The sequence below is a fragment of the Segatella copri genome, from assembly GCF_019249795.2.
GTDB lineage: Bacteria > Bacteroidota > Bacteroidia > Bacteroidales > Bacteroidaceae > Prevotella > Prevotella copri_B.
On sequence record NZ_CP156891.1, the window covers coordinates 1,603,277 to 1,622,964 of the forward strand.

At 44.7% G+C, this 19,688-nt stretch carries 18 protein-coding genes; 12 read left to right on the forward strand and 6 right to left on the reverse strand.

The window, feature by feature from the left end:
* Positions 1-393: 393 nt before the first annotated feature.
* From KUA48_RS07075 to KUA48_RS07085, 3 genes are all read left to right on the forward strand, one after another.
* Positions 394-792 (forward strand): hypothetical protein, encoded by a 399-nt coding sequence (locus tag KUA48_RS07075; protein ID WP_233338429.1) that lies wholly within the window; start codon positions 394-396, stop codon positions 790-792.
* A 22-nt stretch (positions 793-814) separates the two neighbouring features.
* Entirely contained in the window at positions 815-1,615 is an 801-nt protein-coding gene (locus KUA48_RS07080; protein WP_218432157.1) for an ADP-ribosylglycohydrolase family protein, read from the forward strand.
* Positions 1,616-2,270: 655 nt separating this feature from the next.
* Positions 2,271-2,528 carry a hypothetical protein gene (locus KUA48_RS07085; protein ID WP_218432159.1) on the forward strand — a complete coding sequence of 86 codons (258 nt, stop codon included), beginning with the start codon at positions 2,271-2,273 and terminating at the stop codon, positions 2,526-2,528.
* Positions 2,529-2,588: 60 nt separating this feature from the next.
* Here the strand turns inward: KUA48_RS07085 and KUA48_RS07090 are convergent, their stop codons facing one another.
* Positions 2,589-2,966 (reverse strand): lipocalin family protein, encoded by a 378-nt coding sequence (locus KUA48_RS07090; RefSeq protein ID WP_218432181.1) that lies wholly within the window; start codon positions 2,964-2,966, stop codon positions 2,589-2,591.
* Between the two features lie 186 nt (positions 2,967-3,152).
* Between KUA48_RS07090 and KUA48_RS07095 the strand changes: the two genes are divergently transcribed.
* The 9 genes from KUA48_RS07095 (at position 3,153) to KUA48_RS07135 (ending at position 12,843) form a co-directional block, all read left to right on the forward strand.
* A complete protein-coding gene (locus KUA48_RS07095) occupies positions 3,153-4,448 on the forward strand; it encodes an ATP-binding protein (protein ID WP_218432161.1) in 1,296 nt (431 codons plus the stop codon).
* A gap of 197 nt (positions 4,449-4,645) precedes the next feature.
* Positions 4,646-5,026 carry a fluoride efflux transporter CrcB gene (gene crcB, locus KUA48_RS07100; protein WP_117693339.1) on the forward strand — a complete coding sequence of 127 codons (381 nt, stop codon included), beginning with the start codon at positions 4,646-4,648 and terminating at the stop codon, positions 5,024-5,026.
* Positions 5,027-5,250: 224 nt separating this feature from the next.
* Positions 5,251-5,859, forward strand: coding sequence for a DUF6621 family protein (locus KUA48_RS07105; protein ID WP_022120293.1), 609 nt, complete (start codon positions 5,251-5,253; stop codon positions 5,857-5,859).
* 37 nt (positions 5,860-5,896) lie between these two features.
* Positions 5,897-7,138 carry a saccharopine dehydrogenase family protein gene (locus KUA48_RS07110; protein ID WP_006848470.1) on the forward strand — a complete coding sequence of 414 codons (1,242 nt, stop codon included), beginning with the start codon at positions 5,897-5,899 and terminating at the stop codon, positions 7,136-7,138.
* 19 nt (positions 7,139-7,157) lie between these two features.
* Positions 7,158-8,189 (forward strand): recombinase RecA, encoded by a 1,032-nt coding sequence (gene recA / locus KUA48_RS07115; RefSeq protein ID WP_022120294.1) that lies wholly within the window; start codon positions 7,158-7,160, stop codon positions 8,187-8,189.
* Between the two features lie 331 nt (positions 8,190-8,520).
* Positions 8,521-10,425 carry a molecular chaperone DnaK gene (gene dnaK / locus KUA48_RS07120; protein ID WP_153073027.1) on the forward strand — a complete coding sequence of 635 codons (1,905 nt, stop codon included), beginning with the start codon at positions 8,521-8,523 and terminating at the stop codon, positions 10,423-10,425.
* A 198-nt stretch (positions 10,426-10,623) separates the two neighbouring features.
* Entirely contained in the window at positions 10,624-11,478 is an 855-nt protein-coding gene (locus tag KUA48_RS07125) for an HAD family hydrolase (protein WP_153073026.1), read from the forward strand.
* 155 nt (positions 11,479-11,633) lie between these two features.
* Positions 11,634-11,996 (forward strand): hypothetical protein, encoded by a 363-nt coding sequence (locus tag KUA48_RS07130; protein ID WP_218432162.1) that lies wholly within the window; start codon positions 11,634-11,636, stop codon positions 11,994-11,996.
* A 100-nt stretch (positions 11,997-12,096) separates the two neighbouring features.
* Positions 12,097-12,843 carry a peptidylprolyl isomerase gene (locus KUA48_RS07135; RefSeq protein WP_153087653.1) on the forward strand — a complete coding sequence of 249 codons (747 nt, stop codon included), beginning with the start codon at positions 12,097-12,099 and terminating at the stop codon, positions 12,841-12,843.
* A gap of 143 nt (positions 12,844-12,986) precedes the next feature.
* Here the strand turns inward: KUA48_RS07135 and KUA48_RS07140 are convergent, their stop codons facing one another.
* From KUA48_RS07140 to KUA48_RS07160, 5 genes are all read right to left on the reverse strand, one after another.
* Positions 12,987-13,883, reverse strand: coding sequence for a DMT family transporter (locus KUA48_RS07140; RefSeq protein WP_218432164.1), 897 nt, complete (start codon positions 13,881-13,883; stop codon positions 12,987-12,989).
* A gap of 200 nt (positions 13,884-14,083) precedes the next feature.
* Complete coding sequence (locus KUA48_RS07145) at positions 14,084-15,307, reverse strand: transposase (RefSeq protein ID WP_264958551.1); 1,224 nt, start codon at positions 15,305-15,307, stop codon at positions 14,084-14,086.
* Positions 15,308-15,476: 169 nt separating this feature from the next.
* Positions 15,477-16,631, reverse strand: coding sequence for a family 16 glycosylhydrolase (locus KUA48_RS07150; protein ID WP_218432183.1), 1,155 nt, complete (start codon positions 16,629-16,631; stop codon positions 15,477-15,479).
* A gap of 89 nt (positions 16,632-16,720) precedes the next feature.
* Positions 16,721-18,121 carry a hypothetical protein gene (locus tag KUA48_RS07155; protein ID WP_218432185.1) on the reverse strand — a complete coding sequence of 467 codons (1,401 nt, stop codon included), beginning with the start codon at positions 18,119-18,121 and terminating at the stop codon, positions 16,721-16,723.
* 18 nt (positions 18,122-18,139) lie between these two features.
* Positions 18,140-19,666 carry a RagB/SusD family nutrient uptake outer membrane protein gene (locus KUA48_RS07160; RefSeq protein ID WP_218432187.1) on the reverse strand — a complete coding sequence of 509 codons (1,527 nt, stop codon included), beginning with the start codon at positions 19,664-19,666 and terminating at the stop codon, positions 18,140-18,142.
* Positions 19,667-19,688: the final 22 nt, after the last annotated feature.

The following is a 19,688-nucleotide window of genomic DNA, read 5'->3' on the forward strand; positions in this document are numbered from 1 at the left end:
AAACTGATTTTCACCGACAACCAGTTTGAGCACGATCTTTACCAGACGATAGAAGACATCGGCAATTTCTATTATGGCAGAGACAGCAAGAACAGCATCATTCTGAAGATGCTCTATATAGAGGGATTCCGGGGCAAGGACGTAGCCGCCCAGTTGAGCATATCCCATTCTGCCGTTACCCAGCGTTGCCAGAAGATGATGCACGATGCAGTGATTCCTTATTTCAAGAGATACTTCGATGCATCGGAATACGGAAGCTACCTGTCGTTCGCGGAGGAAGACACCTGTATCGAAAGTGCTCCGAAGATGTCGATGCCGAGAATGATGTCCGAGTGCATGCGCTGCGAGGAAGCGACTGATAATGGCAATAACATATTTAATAATAAGAAGAATATGGAAGATATGAAGAAGGGAAGAATCACTCCTAGCTGGATTGATTCATTAAAGGAGAACGAGATTTTTGTGTTTGGCAGCAATCTGGCTGGCATGCATGGTGGTGGAGCTGCCCGCATTGCCCGCCTGCATTTCGGTGCCGTCATGGGCAAGGGTGTAGGCTTGCAAGGCCAGAGTTATGCCATCCCTACGATGCAGGGCGGCGTGGAAACCATCCGTCCATACGTGGATAGATTCATCGCCTATGCCAAGCGACATCCCGAGAAGCATTTCCTGGTAACCCCAATAGGTTGCGGCATCGCCGGTTTCGAAGCCGAAGACATCGCCCCATTGTTCGAGAAGGCAAAGGAGATGAAGAACATCAGCCTGCCGGAGAGTTTCTGGGAGGTGATAGAGTAAAGTTATAGATTATTAGCAGCTTATGTTAGGAGCTATGATAGGAGATATTGCTGGCTCAAAATATGAGTTCAACAATACGTTTGATTATGATTTCGAGATGTTCGGCGAGGGATGCGACTTCACCGATGATACCATTTGTACGGTGGCGATAGCCGATGCGATACTGAACGGACGAAGCTATCAGGAAAGCCTGCTGGATTGGTGCCGCCGCTATCCTTCCCCGAAAGGAGCGTATGGCGGAAGATTCGCGGGGTGGATTCGTTCTCTTGATCCGCAGCCATATAATAGTTTTGGCAATGGTTCGGCAATGCGAGTATCGCCGGTGGCTTGGCTATTCGATGACCTGTCGCAGGTTTTGGAAGAGGCAGAGAAAACGGCTCTTCCTACCCATAACCATCCCGAAGGAATCAAGGGAGCCAAAGCCGTGGCTCATGCCATCTGGCATTTTCGCAAGAGCAGATTCTCAGAAGAATCTAAGGAGTGTAAAGATAAGAATTCTAAAGAATCTGATGATAAGGCAATGAAAGCCTTCAAGGATATCGCCCGCAGCTATTACGAGGATTTCGAAACACGAGATTATCCGAAAGGCAAATTCGATGAAACCTGCATGGATGCCGTGCCATTATCCTTCTATCTCCTCTCGCAAGCCTCATCCTTCGAGGATGCCATCCGCCTAGCCATATCTCATGGCGGCGATAGCGATACCATCGGAGCCATCGTTGGCTCCATCGCCGAAGCACGATTCTGTATTCCGCAAGAAATGAAAGAGAAGACAATCTCTTTTCTTCCGGATGATATGAGAGAAATATCGGCTAGAATATAGTGTTACCACTAGGCTCAGCAAAGCTGCTGACTGCAGTCAGCAGACCTGCCGACTAGGCTCGGCAGACCTGCTGAGCCTAGTGGCAACTGCTGAGAAGGTATCTTCTGGAACCCGAGGAGTAATGTCTTTCAACTCACGAAGACGCTTGCATCAACCTATTGAGTTGACTCCTTTATCCCATCGAGCCGACTCCGTCATCCAGTAGAACCAACTCATTCTACTAAATCAATCCTATCTACAACCTTCTCCAGGCAGTTAATCATTATGATACTGCTTATCAGAAATCGTGGTCACAATAGCACTCAGCTTCTGCATTTTCTCCCCATTTATTTCTTGCACATAAAATTTTTTTTCGAAAAAACTTTTTTCGTGTGCGTATAAACTCGACGCTAAATCTAAAAAGAATCTGATATGATACCTTATAGATACCCCAAAAATTACGTCCCGATGTAGACTTTACTACATGGCGACGTAATCTTTCCTACGTCCCGACGCAGAGATTCCTACATCGCCATGTAATTTCAAGGACAACGGGAAAAGAAAGATGTATTGAAACAATTTGCTGGCAAATGCGAAATAAAGCCCAAATAATTTGGTGTTATCGAAGAAAAACTATAACTTTGCCACCAATAGAATTTATCAAACAATATAATTTATGACAAACCATGATTTTTGGATGTCCATCAGTGACATAATCAATGAAGGATTTACATCTGAAGGTCTAGCAAAATTAGATGATTATGCAGAACAATTCAGTACTGGAAAGATCTTATATAAACGATTTTCACCGTCAGAGCAGCTTGGCTACGTTAAAGGGGGAACAATACATGTTATTGCATCCTTACTCGCGGGAGCAGAAGTTGGCACAGATCAACTCTCTGCGCCAGAACAACAGAATCAAAAAGTAAGCTGAAAAGTAGTATGAAAAACACGCAACATACTGCTTTTCTCTATCCTTAGTTTACTTTAATATTTATCTTTTCGTAAATGTAAGTTCTGTATCACCCTCATCCATTAAGCATACAGTACAAATCATCGTATTACCTTTGATAGAAACAATCTTAAAGCGCTTGCAAGTTTGCCAATCTGTTTCATCCCCTGAAGAATAGGAATCCTTAATAATCAAAATGTTGGCATTCAATTCATATTTAGTAATTCCTGAATAAGATTTCCAAGTCCCTGCATCATAATCATACCAAATGCAACCACCATTAGCATTGAGAGAAAATCTAAATTTATCATCACTTTCAGGACTTTTATCTACAATGATATGGCTTTCATCCTCATCATCAGCCCAATACCACCCCTTAATATGCGTAAGTTCCCATGTACCAACGATGTTGGTCTTAATATCACCAGTAGCCGGAGTGTCGTCATCATCCGAAGATGAACAAGCGGTGACAGTCTTTTTACTACCTTATCATCGAAAAAATGTATGATTTAACATTCGTTATCATCGAAAAAGTGTGTAATTTACTTGTTTTTATCATCGAAAAAGTGTATCTTTGCAACAGAAATATTTAAATTCCAGTTAGTTATGAAAAGAAAGATATACAAGCAACTTCTGAAATGGAAAGAAAGCAAGGACAGAAAGCCCTTGATGTTACTAGGTGCCAGACAAGTGGGTAAGACTTGGATCATGCAGCACTTTGGAAAAAAGGAATACAAAAACGTAGCATATATCAACTGTGACGATGAACCAAGAATGAAACAGCTCTTTGAGCTTGATTACAACATAGACAGAATCCTCATAACCATCCAAGCCATTACTGGCGTAAGGATTACACCTGCTGCTACTCTCATCATCATGGATGAAATACAGGAGATTCCGAGAGGACTCCATAGTTTGAAGTACTTTTGCGAAAAAGCTCCCGAATACCATATTATGGTAGCAGGTTCCCTCCTTGGGGTTACCCTGGGTAAAGGAGAGTCGTTTCCTGTAGGGAAAGTAGATATGCTTACCATGTACCCCATGGATTACGAGGAATATCTTGATGCAACCGGCAATGAAAATTGGATAGAATTACTCCATTCAAAAGACTGGGAACTTATCGACATCATGAAACCCAAGATGACGGAACTGCTCCGGCAATATTACTTTGTGGGCGGCATGCCAGGAGTGGTAAGCAAATTCATCGAAAATACAGACTTGCAGCAGGTTCGCACCCTGCAGCGTGATATTCTGGAAGCCTATCGCAGGGATATTTCCAAACATACTTCAGCTGCGGAATCTACAAGAATCCGGGAGGTGCTGGATTCTCTCCCTTCTCAACTGGCACGTAAAAACAAGAAGTTCATCTATGGAGCTGTTCGCAAAGGTAGCAGAGCCAAGGATTTTGAACTGGCCATACAATGGTTGGTAGATGCCGGCATTGTATATAAGGTGAGCCGCATCAAGGAACCTAAAATACCGCTTAAATTTTATGAAGATAGGGATGCCTTTAAACTGTTCTTATTAGATTGTGGTCTCCTGGCATGCATGACAGATGCCTCAGCAGGCCAGATGCTGATAGGCGACAATGCATTCACTGAGTTCAAAGGTGCATTTACAGAACAGTATGTGCTACAGCAACTGTTGGCCTTGGGATTAAAGCCCTATTACTGGAGCAATACCAAGACTCCTTCGGAGATTGATTTCATCATTCAAGATAGCCAAAGGGTTATACCAGTAGAAGTGAAGGCAGAGGAAAACGTACGTGCGCGTTCCCTGGCACAATTCATCAAAGACAACCCAGGGTTGAAAGGGTTACGTATCTCCATGAAAGGATATGTAGACCAAGAATGGATGGAAAACATCCCTATCATAGCCATTGGCACATATTTTGAGAAATGATATGTAAAGGATTATACGGTTTTTCTGTCCGAGAGGAACAAACTTAAGATTGTTCTATCAGTTAGCACGGACTGAAAAGCCGTTCGAAAGAATTGCAGAACATACTCAAAGAGAATAGCGGCAAGGCTGATAGTATATACAAGGAAATATCATACAAGTTATTATATATTATACATTATAAATAAGGAGATAAGAAGATGAAAGAAGTATTGATAGTAAGCATCGGCAGCTTCTTCGGAGGCGGCATGAGATATTGGATTTCAAAGTTGGTGCAATCCTGCACGGTGATTGCCTTTCCGTTCGGAACGATGGCGGTGAATGTGGCGGGATGCCTCATCATCGGGTTCCTCTCGGGATTGAACTGGCGGGAAGGGGGATGGATGTCGCCATCTGCCAAACTGCTGCTCACCACGGGATTCTGCGGAGGATTCACTACCTTCTCTACCTTTATGAACGAGGGAGCAGGACTGATGAAAGAAGAGAATTACCTCTATATGATGCTCTATCTCTTCGGAAGTCTGGCGCTGGGACTTATCGCCGTTCTCGCCGGACATTATCTGGCGAAAATTATCGCATAAAAGACTTCGGAGAACAGAAAGAAGAAGAGTCCGGATTATCACATAAAATACTGAAGATAGTATTCCATCAAATGAAGAAATGATGAAAATACTATCTTTTTTATTATTTTATATTTCCAAAATGCCTTAATTACGAAATTTATTCGTAAATTTGCAGAAATAATCTGCATTCGACAATTTGAAAGCAAGCTTTCATCATGCTCGTTTGCTTAATTTTTGCACCAATGAATACATTAGATACAAACAACATAAAATGGAGCGAGAATGTAATTATCGCTGATGCCGACTATATCGACCGAGTGGCTTTCGACCTGATAGTCAACTTCGAACGAATGATTAACCGTCGCATCCAACCAGCCGATATGGCACAATGGGCAGTCTGCATTGCCCTTGACGGAGGTCTGAGAGAGGGCGAGCACGAGACACAGGTTGTGCTTATCCACGACAAGCAGTCGATGGCGATGAAGAACTTCCGCCCTGCCAACTATGAGAAGGATCTGAACGCTCAGGCTTTCAAGGATGATAAGCTCGGAGAATTCATCATCTCTTCTTATCCTACAGAGGAGAAGATGGTAGGCAAGGATGACTTCCTCGTAGATGTGGCACGCACCGTATGCAACGCCAAGGAGGTGAAGCGAGTGATGGTAATCCCAAATTCTGAGGATGGAGATGCTTACGACCGACTCCGCGAGATACTCCGTAAGGTAGATGACGACGACAAACGCATCACCCTCTTTGCCATGCAGCCCATGCCAGGCGGCAACTTCAGACAGGAGATTCTCGGTTATTCACTCATGAATGCCCTGGGGATTTCGGCAGATGAAATAAAATAAACTTTAAATTAATAAACATAAAAAAATAAAATTATAAATGAGTAGAGTACTTATGATTGGCGCAGGTGGCGTGGCTACCGTGGCTGCCTTCAAGATCGTCCAGAACCAGGACGTTTTCACCGAGTTTATGATTGCTAGCCGTCGCAAGGAAAAATGCGATAAGCTGGTTAAGGATATCCATGCCAAGGGCTACAAGATGGATATTCAGACAGCTGAGGTGGATGCCGACGACGTTGAGCAGTTGAAGGCTCTCTTCAATAGCTACAAGCCTGAGCTTGTCATCAACCTAGCTTTGCCTTATCAGGATCTCACTATCATGGATGCCTGTCTGGCTTGCGGTTGCAACTATATGGATACCGCTAACTATGAGCCTAAGGACGAGGCTCACTTCGAGTACTCATGGCAGTGGGCATACAAGGATAAGTTCGAACAGGCTGGTCTCTGCGCTATCCTCGGCTGCGGTTTCGACCCAGGTGTATCAGGCATCTTCACCGCTTATGCAGCCAAGCATCACTTCGATGAGATTGAGGTGCTCGACATCGTGGATTGCAACGCCGGTAACCATCACAAGGCTTTCGCAACCAACTTCAACCCAGAAATCAATATCCGCGAGATTACCCAGAAGGGACTCTGGTATAAGGATGGCGAATGGATTGAAACCGATCCATTGTCAATCCACAAGCCGCTCACCTACCCTAACATCGGCCCTCGCGAGAGCTATCTGATGCACCACGAGGAGTTGGAGAGCCTGGTGAAGAACTACCCTACCATCAAGGAGGCACGCTTCTGGATGACCTTCGGTCAGCAGTATCTCACCTACCTCGACTGCATCCAGAACCTCGGCATGAGCCGCATCGACGAAATCGAATACGAGGCTCCATTGGCAGACGGTTCAGGCAAGACAGCCAAGGTAAAGATTGTTCCTCTGCAGTTCCTCAAGGCCGTATTGCCTAACCCACAGGATCTCGGCGAGAACTATGACGGCGAAACATCTATCGGTTGCCGCATCCGCGGTAAGAAGGATGGCAAGGAGCGCACCTACTACGTTTATAACAACTGCAAGCACCAGGAGGCTTACAACGAAACCGGTATGCAGGGCGTAAGCTACACCACCGGTGTGCCAGCCATGATTGGTGCCATGATGTTCCTCAAGGGCATCTGGAAGAAACCAGGCGTATGGAACGTAGAGGAGTTCGACCCAGATCCATTCATGGAGCAGTTGAACAAGCAGGGATTGCCATGGCACGAGGTGTTTGATGGCGATTTGGAAATCGACTAAACTTTAAATTAAATAAGATATGGCAAAAGAAATGCAAGAGGGAAAATTGAATCCCAATGAAGGCAAGCTGAAAGCTCTTCAGGCAGCCATGGCTAAGATAGAAAAAGACTTCGGTAAGGGCTCTATCATGAAACTCGGAGATGAGCACGTTGAGAACATCGAAGTTATCCCTACAGGCAGTATCGCTCTCGACAATGCACTGGGCGTAGGCGGTTATCCTAAGGGACGTATCATCGAAATTTACGGTCCGGAATCTTCTGGTAAGACAACATTGGCTATCCACGCCATCGCAGAGGCGCAGAAGGCTGGCGGTATCGCTGCTTTCATTGATGCAGAGCACGCTTTCGACCGTTTCTATGCGGCTAAATTGGGCGTTGATGTTGATAACTTGTGGATTTCACAACCAGATAATGGTGAGCAGGCGTTGCAGATTGCAGACCAGCTGATCAGTTCTGCTGCTGTAGACATCGTAGTTGTTGACTCTGTTGCCGCCTTGACTCCTAAGAAGGAAATCGAAGGCGATATGGGTGACAATGTGGTAGGTCTTCAGGCTCGATTGATGAGTCAGGCTCTCCGCAAGCTCACTTCTACCATCAGCAAGACCAACACTACCTGCATCTTCATCAACCAGTTGCGCGAGAAGATTGGTGTAATGTTCGGTAACCCAGAGACAACCACCGGTGGTAATGCTTTGAAGTTCTATGCATCAGTGCGTTTGGATATCCGCAAGGCAACAGCCATCAAGGACGGCGATGAGGTAGTAGGTAATCTGGTTCGCGTAAAGGTAGTAAAGAACAAGGTGGCTCCTCCTTTCCGCAAGGCAGAGTTCGACATCATGTTTGGCGAAGGCATCAGCCGTGCCGGCGAGGTATTCGGTCTGGCTGTAGCCAACGATATCATCGAAAAGAGCGGCAGCTGGTATAGCTATGGCGGTTCTAAACTCGGACAGGGTGCCGATGCCTGCAAGGCATTGCTCAAGGATAACCCTGAACTTCTCGATGAACTGGAAGCTAAGGTTCGCGAAGCACTTGCTGCTAAGGAACAGAAATAAAGCCAGATAAGGTTTCACACCTTATTATATATAGGAGCTTTATCTGAAAAGAAAGATTTTTCAATCATATTACAGGAATCAAGATAGGGAGAATGCGACATTTTATCGCCTCCCATATCTTGATTCCTTTTATTTTGTCAGCATTATCTGACACCTTGTCAGCCACTTTAAATTTTACAATCCCTTGGCACATGCTTTGTTATGACGGAAAGCGTGAACGCTGAATAGAGAGGTTCCCGACAGATGCATATCTTCGGCAGACTTCCATTAGCCAGCAGTTCATGAGATAAATAACATATTAATAACGATAAAAATAAAAAAAGATATAATTATGGGAAAAGTAATTGGAATTGACTTGGGTACCACAAACAGTTGTGTTGCCGTTTTCGAAGGTAGCGAACCAGTTGTAATCGCTAACAGTGAAGGTAAGCGTACTACTCCATCAGTAGTAGGTTTCGTTAAGGATGGTGACCGCAAGGTAGGTGATCCTGCTAAGCGTCAGGCCATCACAAACCCTAAGAACACAGTATATTCTATCAAGCGTTTCATGGGTGAGACATACACTCAGAGCCAGAAAGAGGCTGAGGCAATGCCTTACACAGTAGTAAACGAGGGTGGTTATCCACGTGTTGAAATCGAGGGTCGCAAGTATACTCCACAGGAGATTTCTGCAATGGTTCTCCAGAAGATGAAGAAGACTGCAGAGGATTATCTCGGACAGGAGGTTACAGATGCTGTCATCACAGTTCCTGCTTACTTCTCTGACTCACAGCGTCAGGCTACAAAGGAGGCTGGTCAGATTGCAGGTTTGAACGTTCAGCGTATCGTAAATGAGCCTACAGCCGCAGCTTTGGCTTACGGTGTTGACAAGGCTAACAAGGATATGAAGATTGCCGTATTCGACTTGGGTGGTGGTACATTCGATATCTCTATTCTGGAGTTCGGTGGCGGCGTATTCGAGGTACTTTCTACCAATGGTGATACTCACCTGGGTGGTGATGACTTCGACCAGGTAATCATCAACTGGTTGGCTGATGGCTTCAAGGCTGAAGAAGGCGTAGATCTCCGCAAGGACCCTATGGCTATGCAGCGTTTGAAGGAGGCTGCTGAGAAGGCTAAGATTGAGTTGTCAAGCTCTACATCTACCGAAATCAACTTGCCATACATCACAGCCGTTGACGGTATGCCAAAGCACTTGGTTAAGACTTTGACCCGTGCACAGTTCGAGCAGTTGGCTCACAACCTGATTCAGGCTTGCTTGGTACCTTGCCAGAATGCCGTTCGTGACGCTAAGCTCTCTACATCAGATATCGACGAGGTTATCCTGGTTGGTGGTTCAAGCCGTATCCCAGCCGTTCAGACACTCGTTAAGAACTACTTCGGCAAGGAGCCTTCTAAGGGTGTTAACCCAGATGAGGTTGTTGCAGTAGGTGCAGCTATCCAGGGTGCCATTCTGAACAAGGAAGAGGGTGTTGGTGACATCGTATTGCTCGACGTTACTCCATTGACTCTCGGTATCGAGACTATGGGTGGTGTGATGACTAAGCTCATCGATGCCAATACAACTATCCCTTGCAAGAAGAGCGAGGTATTCTCTACAGCAGCTGATAACCAGACAGAGGTTACCATCCACGTATTGCAGGGTGAGCGTCCAATGGCAGCTCAGAACAAGAGCATCGGTCAGTTCAACCTGACAGGTATCGCTCCAGCTCGCCGTGGTGTTCCTCAGATTGAGGTTACCTTCGATATCGATGCCAACGGTATCTTGAACGTATCAGCTAAGGATAAGGCTACCGGTAAGGAGCAGAGCATCCGCATCGAGGCTTCATCTGGCTTGAGCGAGGACGAGATCAACCGCATGAAGGCTGAGGCAGAGCAGAACGCTGCTGCTGATAAGGCTGAGCGCGAGAAGATTGACAAGATGAACCAGGCTGACAGCATGATCTTCACCACCGAGAACTTCCTGAAGGATAACGGTGATAAGATTCCAGCTGACAAAAAGCCAGGTATCGAGCAGGCTTTGCAGCAGTTGAAGGATGCTCACAAGGCAGGTGATGTTGCAGCTATCGATTCAGCTATGAACAACTTGAACACCGTCATGCAGGCTGCTTCTCAGCAGATGTATCAGGGCGGCCAGCAGGCAGGTCCTCAGGGTGCTCAGGGTGGTCAGCAGGCACAGGGCGGAAATGATGGCGCTCAGGACGTACAAGACGCTGACTTCGAAGAGGTTAAGTAATACAGATTAATATTATAATAAAGGCGTACAATGCTCAGAAATGAGTTTTGTACGCCTTTTTTGTTTCATTATGTTTTTTTATATCCCAATAGTTTGCTAATTCGCTGAAAATTATGTATATTTGCAAATTAAGGGAGAAAAACATTCCCGAAAGAGATAGACAGTTTAGGGTAAATATAAAAGAAAGGAGAACGAGATATGGCAAAGAAGAGACCACAGGTAGCGCTGGTTTATGATTTCGACGGCACACTGTCGCCGGGCAATATGCAGGAGTTTGGATTCATACAGGCTACAGGCAAGACAAAAGACGAGTTCTGGGAGAAAAACAGAAAGTTTGCAGAGGGTAAGGATGCCAACGGCATTTTGACCTATATGTATCTGATGCTCGACGAAGCCAAGAAGAACAATATCTCGCTCACCCGGGAATCTTTTCAGAAATTCGGCAAGGATGTAGAACTGTTCCGCGGCGTAAAACAATGGTTTTCGCTCGTGAATGAATATGGCAACAGTATCGGACTGGACGTAAAGCACTACATCAACTCCTCGGGACTGAAGGAGATGATAGAGGGCACACCTATCGCCCAGGAATTTGAGAACATCTACGCCTGCTCCTTTCTCTACAATAAGGAGGGAATCGCCTATTGGCCAGCCGTAGCCGTAGACTATACTACCAAGACGCAATTCCTCTTCAAAATCAACAAGGGTATCAAACAGGTGAGCGACAACAGAAGAGTGAACCAGTATATCCCCGACGAAAAGCGACCTATCCCTTTCCCCCGAATGATATATTTCGGAGATGGAGAAACCGATGTGCCTTGCATGAAGATGGTAAAGGAACATGGCGGCCACTCGATTGCAGTATATGATAACGAGGATAAACAGAAGACTGCCTGCCAGCTTGTCAAGGAGGGACGGGTAAACTTCATATGCTCTGCCAACTACAGCAAAGGAAGCGTGATGAATATCATCGTAAAGAGGATATTGGATAAAATCAAAGCCGACTTTGAATTCGACCGCCTGATAGAACTGAACCAGAAGAAGGCATGGAAGTGATTTAAAGGTAAAAAAGTAAAAAGGTAAAAGGGTAAAAAGGGCAAGAAAGTAAATGGAGAAAGGGGTTCTTTTGTGAATTCCTTGAAACTTTTCTTGGTTTTGTCGAGGATTATGCTTAATTTTGCACGCAAAAATAATAATATCAAATCATATTAATGGGAAGAAACAAATACTCAGCAGGAGAAATCAAGGAAATCGGCAAGTTGCTGCGACTCAAGAACGCAGGCAACCGTTTACAACAGAAAATGATACGCCACGACCTTCGTGTGGATCATGAATTCAATATCTCTGACTTCAATGAGCCTGGTAAGGCTTTCGGAGAAGAGGAGTTGCAGGCAGCCATCAAGCGTGGCGCCATTCAGATTCTCGACGATGCCACCATCGAAGCAATGAAGGCAAAACGTGCCCGAGATAAGGCTCGCGACGAGGCAGAGAGACAGAAAGAAGCCGTAGCCAGCGGTGAACAGACCGACTGGCAGGAGGCTATGAAGGAGTGGAATGAGTATTACGAAAAGTAAAAAGGTAAAAAGAACATACTGATTACGACATATACCGATTACGAAATATACTGATTACGAAATATACCGATAAAAAAAAATATACTGATTATAAATTATTATGGCTAAAGTATTGATAAAGACATCAGAGGGCGACATCAAGGTGCGTCTCTACGACGAGACACCTCAGCATCGTGACAACTTCTTGAAGTTGGCAAAGGAGGGATATTTCGATGGCACTCTCTTCCATCGTGTCATCAAGGATTTTATGATTCAAGGCGGCGATCCAGACAGCAAAGGCGCTCCTAAAGGCAAGATGCTGGGCACAGGTGGTCCTGACTATACCATCCCTGCCGAGTTCGTTTATCCACAACTTTTCCACAAGCGTGGTGCCTTGAGCGCAGCCCGTTTGGGAGATGAGGTAAACCCAGAACGAGAGAGCAGCGGTAGCCAGTTCTATATTGTATGGGGAAAGACCTACAAGCAGAATGAACTGAAGCAGATGGAAAAGCAGATGGGCATGCAGATGGAGCAGAACATCTTCAACCAGCTTGCCAAGGAGCATCATGATGAAATTATGAACTTCCGCCGCAACCGCGACCGTGAAGGCCTGATGAAACTCCAGGATGAACTGGTGGATGAAACCAAGAAGCGCTGCAAGGAGCAGGGCTATCCTAAGTTTACCGAGGAGCAGCAGAAGGCTTATACAGAAATAGGCGGAACACCTTTCCTCGATAACCAATACACCGTTTTCGGTGAAGTGGAGGAAGGACTTGACATCGTAGAAAAGATTCAGAACTGCGAAACATTGCGTGGCGATCGCCCAAAAGAGGATGTTTCTATGCAGATTTCAGTCATCGAAGAATAAGAAATCTCCATAACGCTCCGCCGGACGGTAAATCCGGCGGAACGCCTAATAAAAACCTAAACAAATATTATATAACTGAACTTTCAGGGCGTATGGGATGTGACTTATGACACACCCTCTTTTTATTCCTCCTTCGTCATTTTTTATTCCGACTTCGTCATTCTATCCGCAATATACATACCTGCCAGGATGCAGCAGGCACCTGCTAGGAAGTAAGGAGTTATCTTTTCGTCTAATACCAGAGAGGCGAAAATCATTGTGGTGATAGGATTGAAATAAACCCAGTTGGTAGCTTTCACGGCACCCAACTTAGAGATACACCAGTTCCAGGTAAGGAAACATATCATGGATGCCAAACAGCCCAGGAACAAGAGATTACCCACCACCTGAGGCTTCATAAACACATCCCATGACGGCCACCCAGGAATGATAAGATAATAAGGCAAGATAGTAAGCACACCATAAAAGAATACCTTGCGGGTAATAAAAGCTGCGCCATAATCGCCCGATACCGATTTCATCAGGAGCGAATAGACAGCCCAGCTCATACATGCCGTAAAAGCCAAGGCATCACCTACAGGCGACAGATGCAGCACGAATCTGCCATTCAGCACCACGATAATCATACCTACAAAAGCAAGCAGAGAGCCCAACAGCTGTATCATGTTGATACGCGAAGAATGGCGATAAACCAGACGTACCAGCAAGGTAGCAAAGAGCGGACAGGAGCATACGATGAGCGAAGTATTGGTTGTTGTGGTATAATTCATCGCCTCGTTCTCGCTCAGGAAATAGAGTGAACCGCCCGTAATACCCAGCATCGCCATTTTAAACTCATCTTTCCAGCTATCAGCAAACATCCGCTTATGATTCACCATCAGCATCATAATGTATGCGATACTGAAACGGAGCGTAAAGATCTGTGCTGGCGAAAGTCCGTTCAGCATCAGCACCTTGGTAGAAACAAAGGTGGTTCCCCAGATGGCTACGGTGATAAAAGCCACTAGATGATATAATAAATTACTATTATTCTGTTTCATTCTATTTTCCTGATTTTTGAAATTCAACTGCAAAATTATAACTTTTATTCGAAATGAGCAAATTGTAAGCAAGAAAAGCAGAAAAAGACAATAAAAAGAGCGAAATTGGAACAAAAGAAAAAGGTCTTAGGAGTAAGTGCAGATACGACTTATCCTAAGACCTTATTATTTCAATAGTTCGTTAATAATTCAATAATGTGCTAAGCAGCTATACGCTGTAAGCACGAGAGATCTTTGAAAATCTTGCTAATTAAAGTTCGGTTCGGGGTGTACCCGCTTGCTTTAAAAATTCGTTTCACCAGATAAATGTTGGTCATCAGTGACTTGAATGAAGACATAGAATATTTCATTCCCATCTCCTTCATAGTTACCTTGGCAACATTTAGTGATGTGAACGAAGCATTGAAAGCAAAATCGAGTTTCCACTTATCGCGAGCCTGGCAGTCCATAAGACCAGTATAGCCTTTGGCGTCACGAAAGCAAAATTCGATCTGGAACCTGGTTCTATAATAAAGAAGTACTTCTTCACCCGAAAGTGAGGTGTCTGTAGAGAAGAATAGTTTCTTCTTGCCATTCGGCATCTGCCAGATGACAAGTCTAACTTTACACCTGAGTGCCTTGGAATAGGCTATCAAAGTATAAGCTGTTCCTTCTATATCTTTCATCTCCATCTTCTCCATTCGAGTGAGGTCAAGATTCTTCATATCAATCTTGCCATCCTTGGTCTTTGGGCGACCACGTTTTCCAGTACGTGGACCAGCATAGACATAAAAGAGACAAGCATTGTCACGAAAGCGGCTTATCAAAGAGAACCCTTCTTTCTTTATCCCATTAACAAATGTACTTGTAGAGAAGTAAGCATCTGCAACTATGAGGGTTGAGAGTTTAAGAAGTTCCTTGCGGTAACGCTTAATGACGCTGATATAGAAATCTACCATAGTCTTGTTTCTAAGACTCAGTTCTTTATTACTTAGCGACTGGTGTGCTTTTAACATCATGCAGTCTTTGGCATCAATATCAATGAGGCCAATACCCATGATTTCGAGACCATGTTTAACAGACTGTGCACATCCCGACCAAAAACGACCGATATGTGGAGTCTTCTTGCCAGCTTTGCTGATGTAGCTGGGATCAATGGCAATAGCCCATCTTCCCTGTTTACCAAAGAAGCGCTTGGCAAGTGAGACATTAAGTTTGAGCCAGTCAATGCTTTTCGACTTTTTTAAGCCGAATGCGTTGCGATAGGTTTGCTCAACATGCGAGCCATACCTCCCCATTTGGGTGAAATTTATCTTTCTTGGTATTACCATGAACAAAATTATCACCTCGATGAGTATTTTCTCGAAACTTTTTGTTAACTTTGCAGCCGAATCTTCAACTGCATCTTTAAAGATATCCATATATTGGTCAAGTCCTGTATTCATATAATTTTGCGTTTGTCGTGATTTGCAAAGTTACTGAAAATCAGCGACTTGACCAACTTTTTATAGTTAAGTTTTCATAAGAATTTCTTAATATAAGTTATTGATTTACAGACGATTAAATATTAATTTAACGCAGTATTGTTATTTATATAGTTAAAAAAATCAAGCCTTATTTTTTCTGGAATACTCTCACGTAATCCACTTCCATCTGAACAGGGAGGGCGCTTTCGTCAACACCCTTCATGCCGCCCCAATCACCGCCCCAAGCCAGGTTGAGGATAACATAGAATGGTTTATTGAAAGGCCATGAACCCACATCATTTTTACCGTCATTGTTGAAATTGAGCAGTTCCTTACCATCCACGTAGGTCTTGATATAATCAGGAGTCCACTCCAGACGATAAACGTGGAAACCGTCTTCAGCACCCGCAGTCAGACGTTCCTTGGTAATCTGGGTTCCCATCACGTGATTAAACTTCTCTGTATGGAGCGAAGAAGAAGTATAGTTAGGATTAACGCCTACCTCTTCCATAATATCAATCTCGCCACATTTAGGCCAAGGATTTGCTCCGAAATCATTGTTGCAAGGCATCATCCAGAAAGCAGGCCATGTGCCTTTACCTTTAGGCAATTTGATGCGAGCTTCGAAGATACCGTAAAGCCAGCCCTGGGTTTCGTGAGCATATACGCGACCCGAATAAATCTTGCCGTTGCTGCCCTTGAAACAGTTGATATAAAGCCGGTTATCTGCAATTTCTGTTACACGCTTACCATCAGCAGAGCCGTTCGCATAATTCTGAAGTTCATTATTCACCCAGCCCGACTTCTGCACCTCATGACGCCAGTCGGTACTATTCAACTCAGAGCCTTCATTAAACTCATCATTCCAGACCAGTTTGTACCCCTCAGGAATCACCATTTCGCCCCCTTCAATAGGAGTGACCTGTTTTCCAGCCTGATGCACTGGCACCGATACCTTCTTATCCTCTAATGAAATCTCGACACTTCCGTCAAGAGCTACAGACGATTTATTCTCTTCCACATCTACAGTTACCATACCCGTAGCTTTGTTATTACCACTGGCACTCACTTTAAACCAAGGGTATACATTTGCCGTAGGACCTGCTCCAGGAAAGGATGCTCTCGCCTCCCAGCCACCTTCAGAAGCCACTACCATAAGTTTATAAGTACCGCCTTTGGCAGGAACATCGATGCTCGTAGGAGAGCAGGATACCGTTACATCCCCCCTATCGCCGTCAGAAGAGCTGCTGCAAGAAAGCAGCATGAGTGAAAGGAGGAAGGAAAATATTTTCAAGAATTTCATATCATTAAAAATTTAGAAAGGGAGCCACTCCCACTTATTCATAGGAGCAGCTCCTGTGTAATTCTATATAAACCTATAAAACCTAAAGCCTATTTCACAATCAAAACAATGTCGCTGATTGTTACCTCGGCATCCTTAGGAGCACCAGCAAGGTCGATGACGAGTTTCATCTTGCTCATATCCTGAGGGCCGCCATCAGCTTCTTTCGTACTGTTTGGTTGGTTCTCATAACGGAAGACGTATTCGCCTTTAACATCAGTAGACTCCTGGAAGAAGAGGTTTCCATCATTAGCGTCATCACAAAGTTTCAATGTCATCATTGGCAATGGAGCAGAAGTGGTAACCTTGCAAGAGAAATCAATCTTGCTATCAGCTTTGGCAGATACTGGAATACCAAGCATTTTCCACTGTGCGTGCCATAGCTCAGCAGGAGTTTCACAAGGCACGATAATGATGTGCTTGCTTCCCTCATGCTTGATAACAGGAGTTACATCAATCTGTGCCCAAGAAGCATCACCATACCAAGTTTCCTCGGTAAATGACTTGTTGGCATTAATATCCTTCCAAAGGTTGCCCGCTGTATTGTAGTCGAATGGCACCTTCAATTCTACAGGAACCACAGTACCGTCATCGTTGGCATGATCTTTCAATACCAGGCTCTCTATCATGATTTCGTCATCAGCAGCATTACCACCAAAGTCGAATACAATCTTCAAGTTATTGATGTCCTTGCCTTCGAGGTCTGAACCATAAATACACTTAGGCTCACCTGCTTCCAATTTTGTATTTGCATCCTTGGAATCGAAAAGGATGATGTTGTCACCACCTTCTCCAGAATCACAAAGTTTCACCTTAACGGCATTATGTCCTTTGGCAGATGTCAAGATGACAGAGAAATCGTAGTGCTTGTCGGCAGAAGTAGAGATACCTAAGTTGGTGAAAGGAACCTGAGCTTGCCAACGTTCGGTAGTTGCCTCAGGGAACTTCAATGTATAGCATCCCTTGCTGTAGCTACAAACCGGGTCAGCAATTTGGCTCCATCCTGGAGCATAATAGCCAGCAGAAGGTTTTTCAGGGAAGGCAATTTTCTTGAAGAGATTAAACTCACTGTCTTCAACAAAGCCCCCAAAGCCGTTCATCTTAGTCTTTTCGATAGAGAACAGTTTCCGAACAGATTCCTTGCTGATACCATTACGGTTTTTCACGAAGCACTCTACATCGTATGTTCCCTTCTTGCGATAGTACTTAGAGAGATTGAATTCTGAAGAATAAGCTCCATCTATTACCCAAACCGGTGTAACACCACTGGCTCCCTCAAAAGAGAACATAGCGGTATTCGTTTCCTGATCAACAGCAATATTAAACTTGTCTGCATAATCTACAATATCAGGCAATTCGCCATTGGCACCAGAGAATTCTTCTGCTGAACATGCACCGAGCATCAGTCCGCCGAACAGTGCATAAGCCATATTTCGAAATATCTTTTTCATATTGTTGGATTCTTAACGTTAATAATTATTTTGTACCAAAGCAGGATCAGAGTCAAGCTCAGCCTGTGCGATAGGAATATACTTCTTGGATTCTGTCCAGGAGTTGGTACGATAGCCATAGCTGTCTGGTACCAATACGGTAGCAGCCTTGCCTGTACGAACGAGGTCGAAGTAACGCTTTCCCTCGCCCACAAACTCCAAGCGGCGCTCATTGATGATATCATCCTTAGTTACGGCTCCGAGTTCTGCGATTCCTGCGCGACGTCGGATTTTATTCACATATTCCTTTGCCAAACCAGCATCACCACCAGTCTCAAGCAACAACTCTGCAGCATTGAGATAAGCTTCAGCTACGCGATAAACACGGAGGTTATTGTTATAATTCAGGTTGTTATCAAAGCCTGCATCCGCATTATTTTCTGTGAATGGACGATATTTAGCCAGCCAGAGATGAGTATCCTGATAGCGCTCTGTATACTCTACACCACGAACATCCCAGATGGTTGCATCACGGCGCTTATCGCCTGTACCATACATATCGTAGGTTTCCTGTCTTACCGGCAAGAATCCCCAACCGTCACCACCTTTGTCCCAACCGTCGCCACCTGGCCAAGAGTTTGGAGAAATCAAGGTTGGCAATACGGTACCGCCGATAGCAAGAGGAGAATTCCATCCACGCTCGTTGTTACCATCCTCATAGTTTACTTCCCAGATGCTCTCCTTGCACCATTCTCCACTCTCCTTCCATATAGAGGCAAAGTCGTCTACGAGGTCATAATTGCCTGTATCGCCGATGATTTCCTGCATATATTGCAATGCCTTAGGATAGCGTGTCTTGTCATTCTGATACATCACCATCTCGGCATACATCATGTAACACATCGCCTGCGACATGCGACCGCAGTTCTTGTCATCCCAGCGCATAGGCAAGACCTTAGAATCGATTACGGATTCCAGCTCGACAATAAGCTGGCTGTAAACCTCATCAGCTTTCAACTGAGGAGCAGTATAAGGGCTTGAAAGGTTCTCAAGATAGAACGGTATATTGCCGAAGTAATGCCACAGGTTGTTGTAGAAGTATACACGCAGTGCTCTGCCCTGCATCTCATAAGATGCCTTGTTTCTCTCGGTCAAATTTGCCTCTGCCCAAGGAATATACTTCAAGAGGTCATTACAACGCTTGATACCTGAATAATCCACGGTCCAGAGTGAACTCAGCGTATTATTAGCATTTGCTTCATAATTGGCCAGCATGTGCCAGTTCTGCATATCGGTCTTGTTGGAACCGCCTACCCAGAAGTTATCGCCCATTATCTCGGCATCGATATTAAGAGCATTATACTGTCCCAATCCCCAGTCTGGCCAGTGGATAGGATCGTAAGCCGCATTCAGAGCCTCATTGATATGGGCATCTGTGGTATAATATTCTTCGAGGTTTTCACCTGATGGGTTCTCCACCTCCAGGAAACTGTCGCTGCAAGATGTGTTTACCAGTGTCATACTGGTTGCCAACACTCCTAAAGCTATATATTTTATTGTCTTCATAATAGTCTTTATTTTAAAGGTT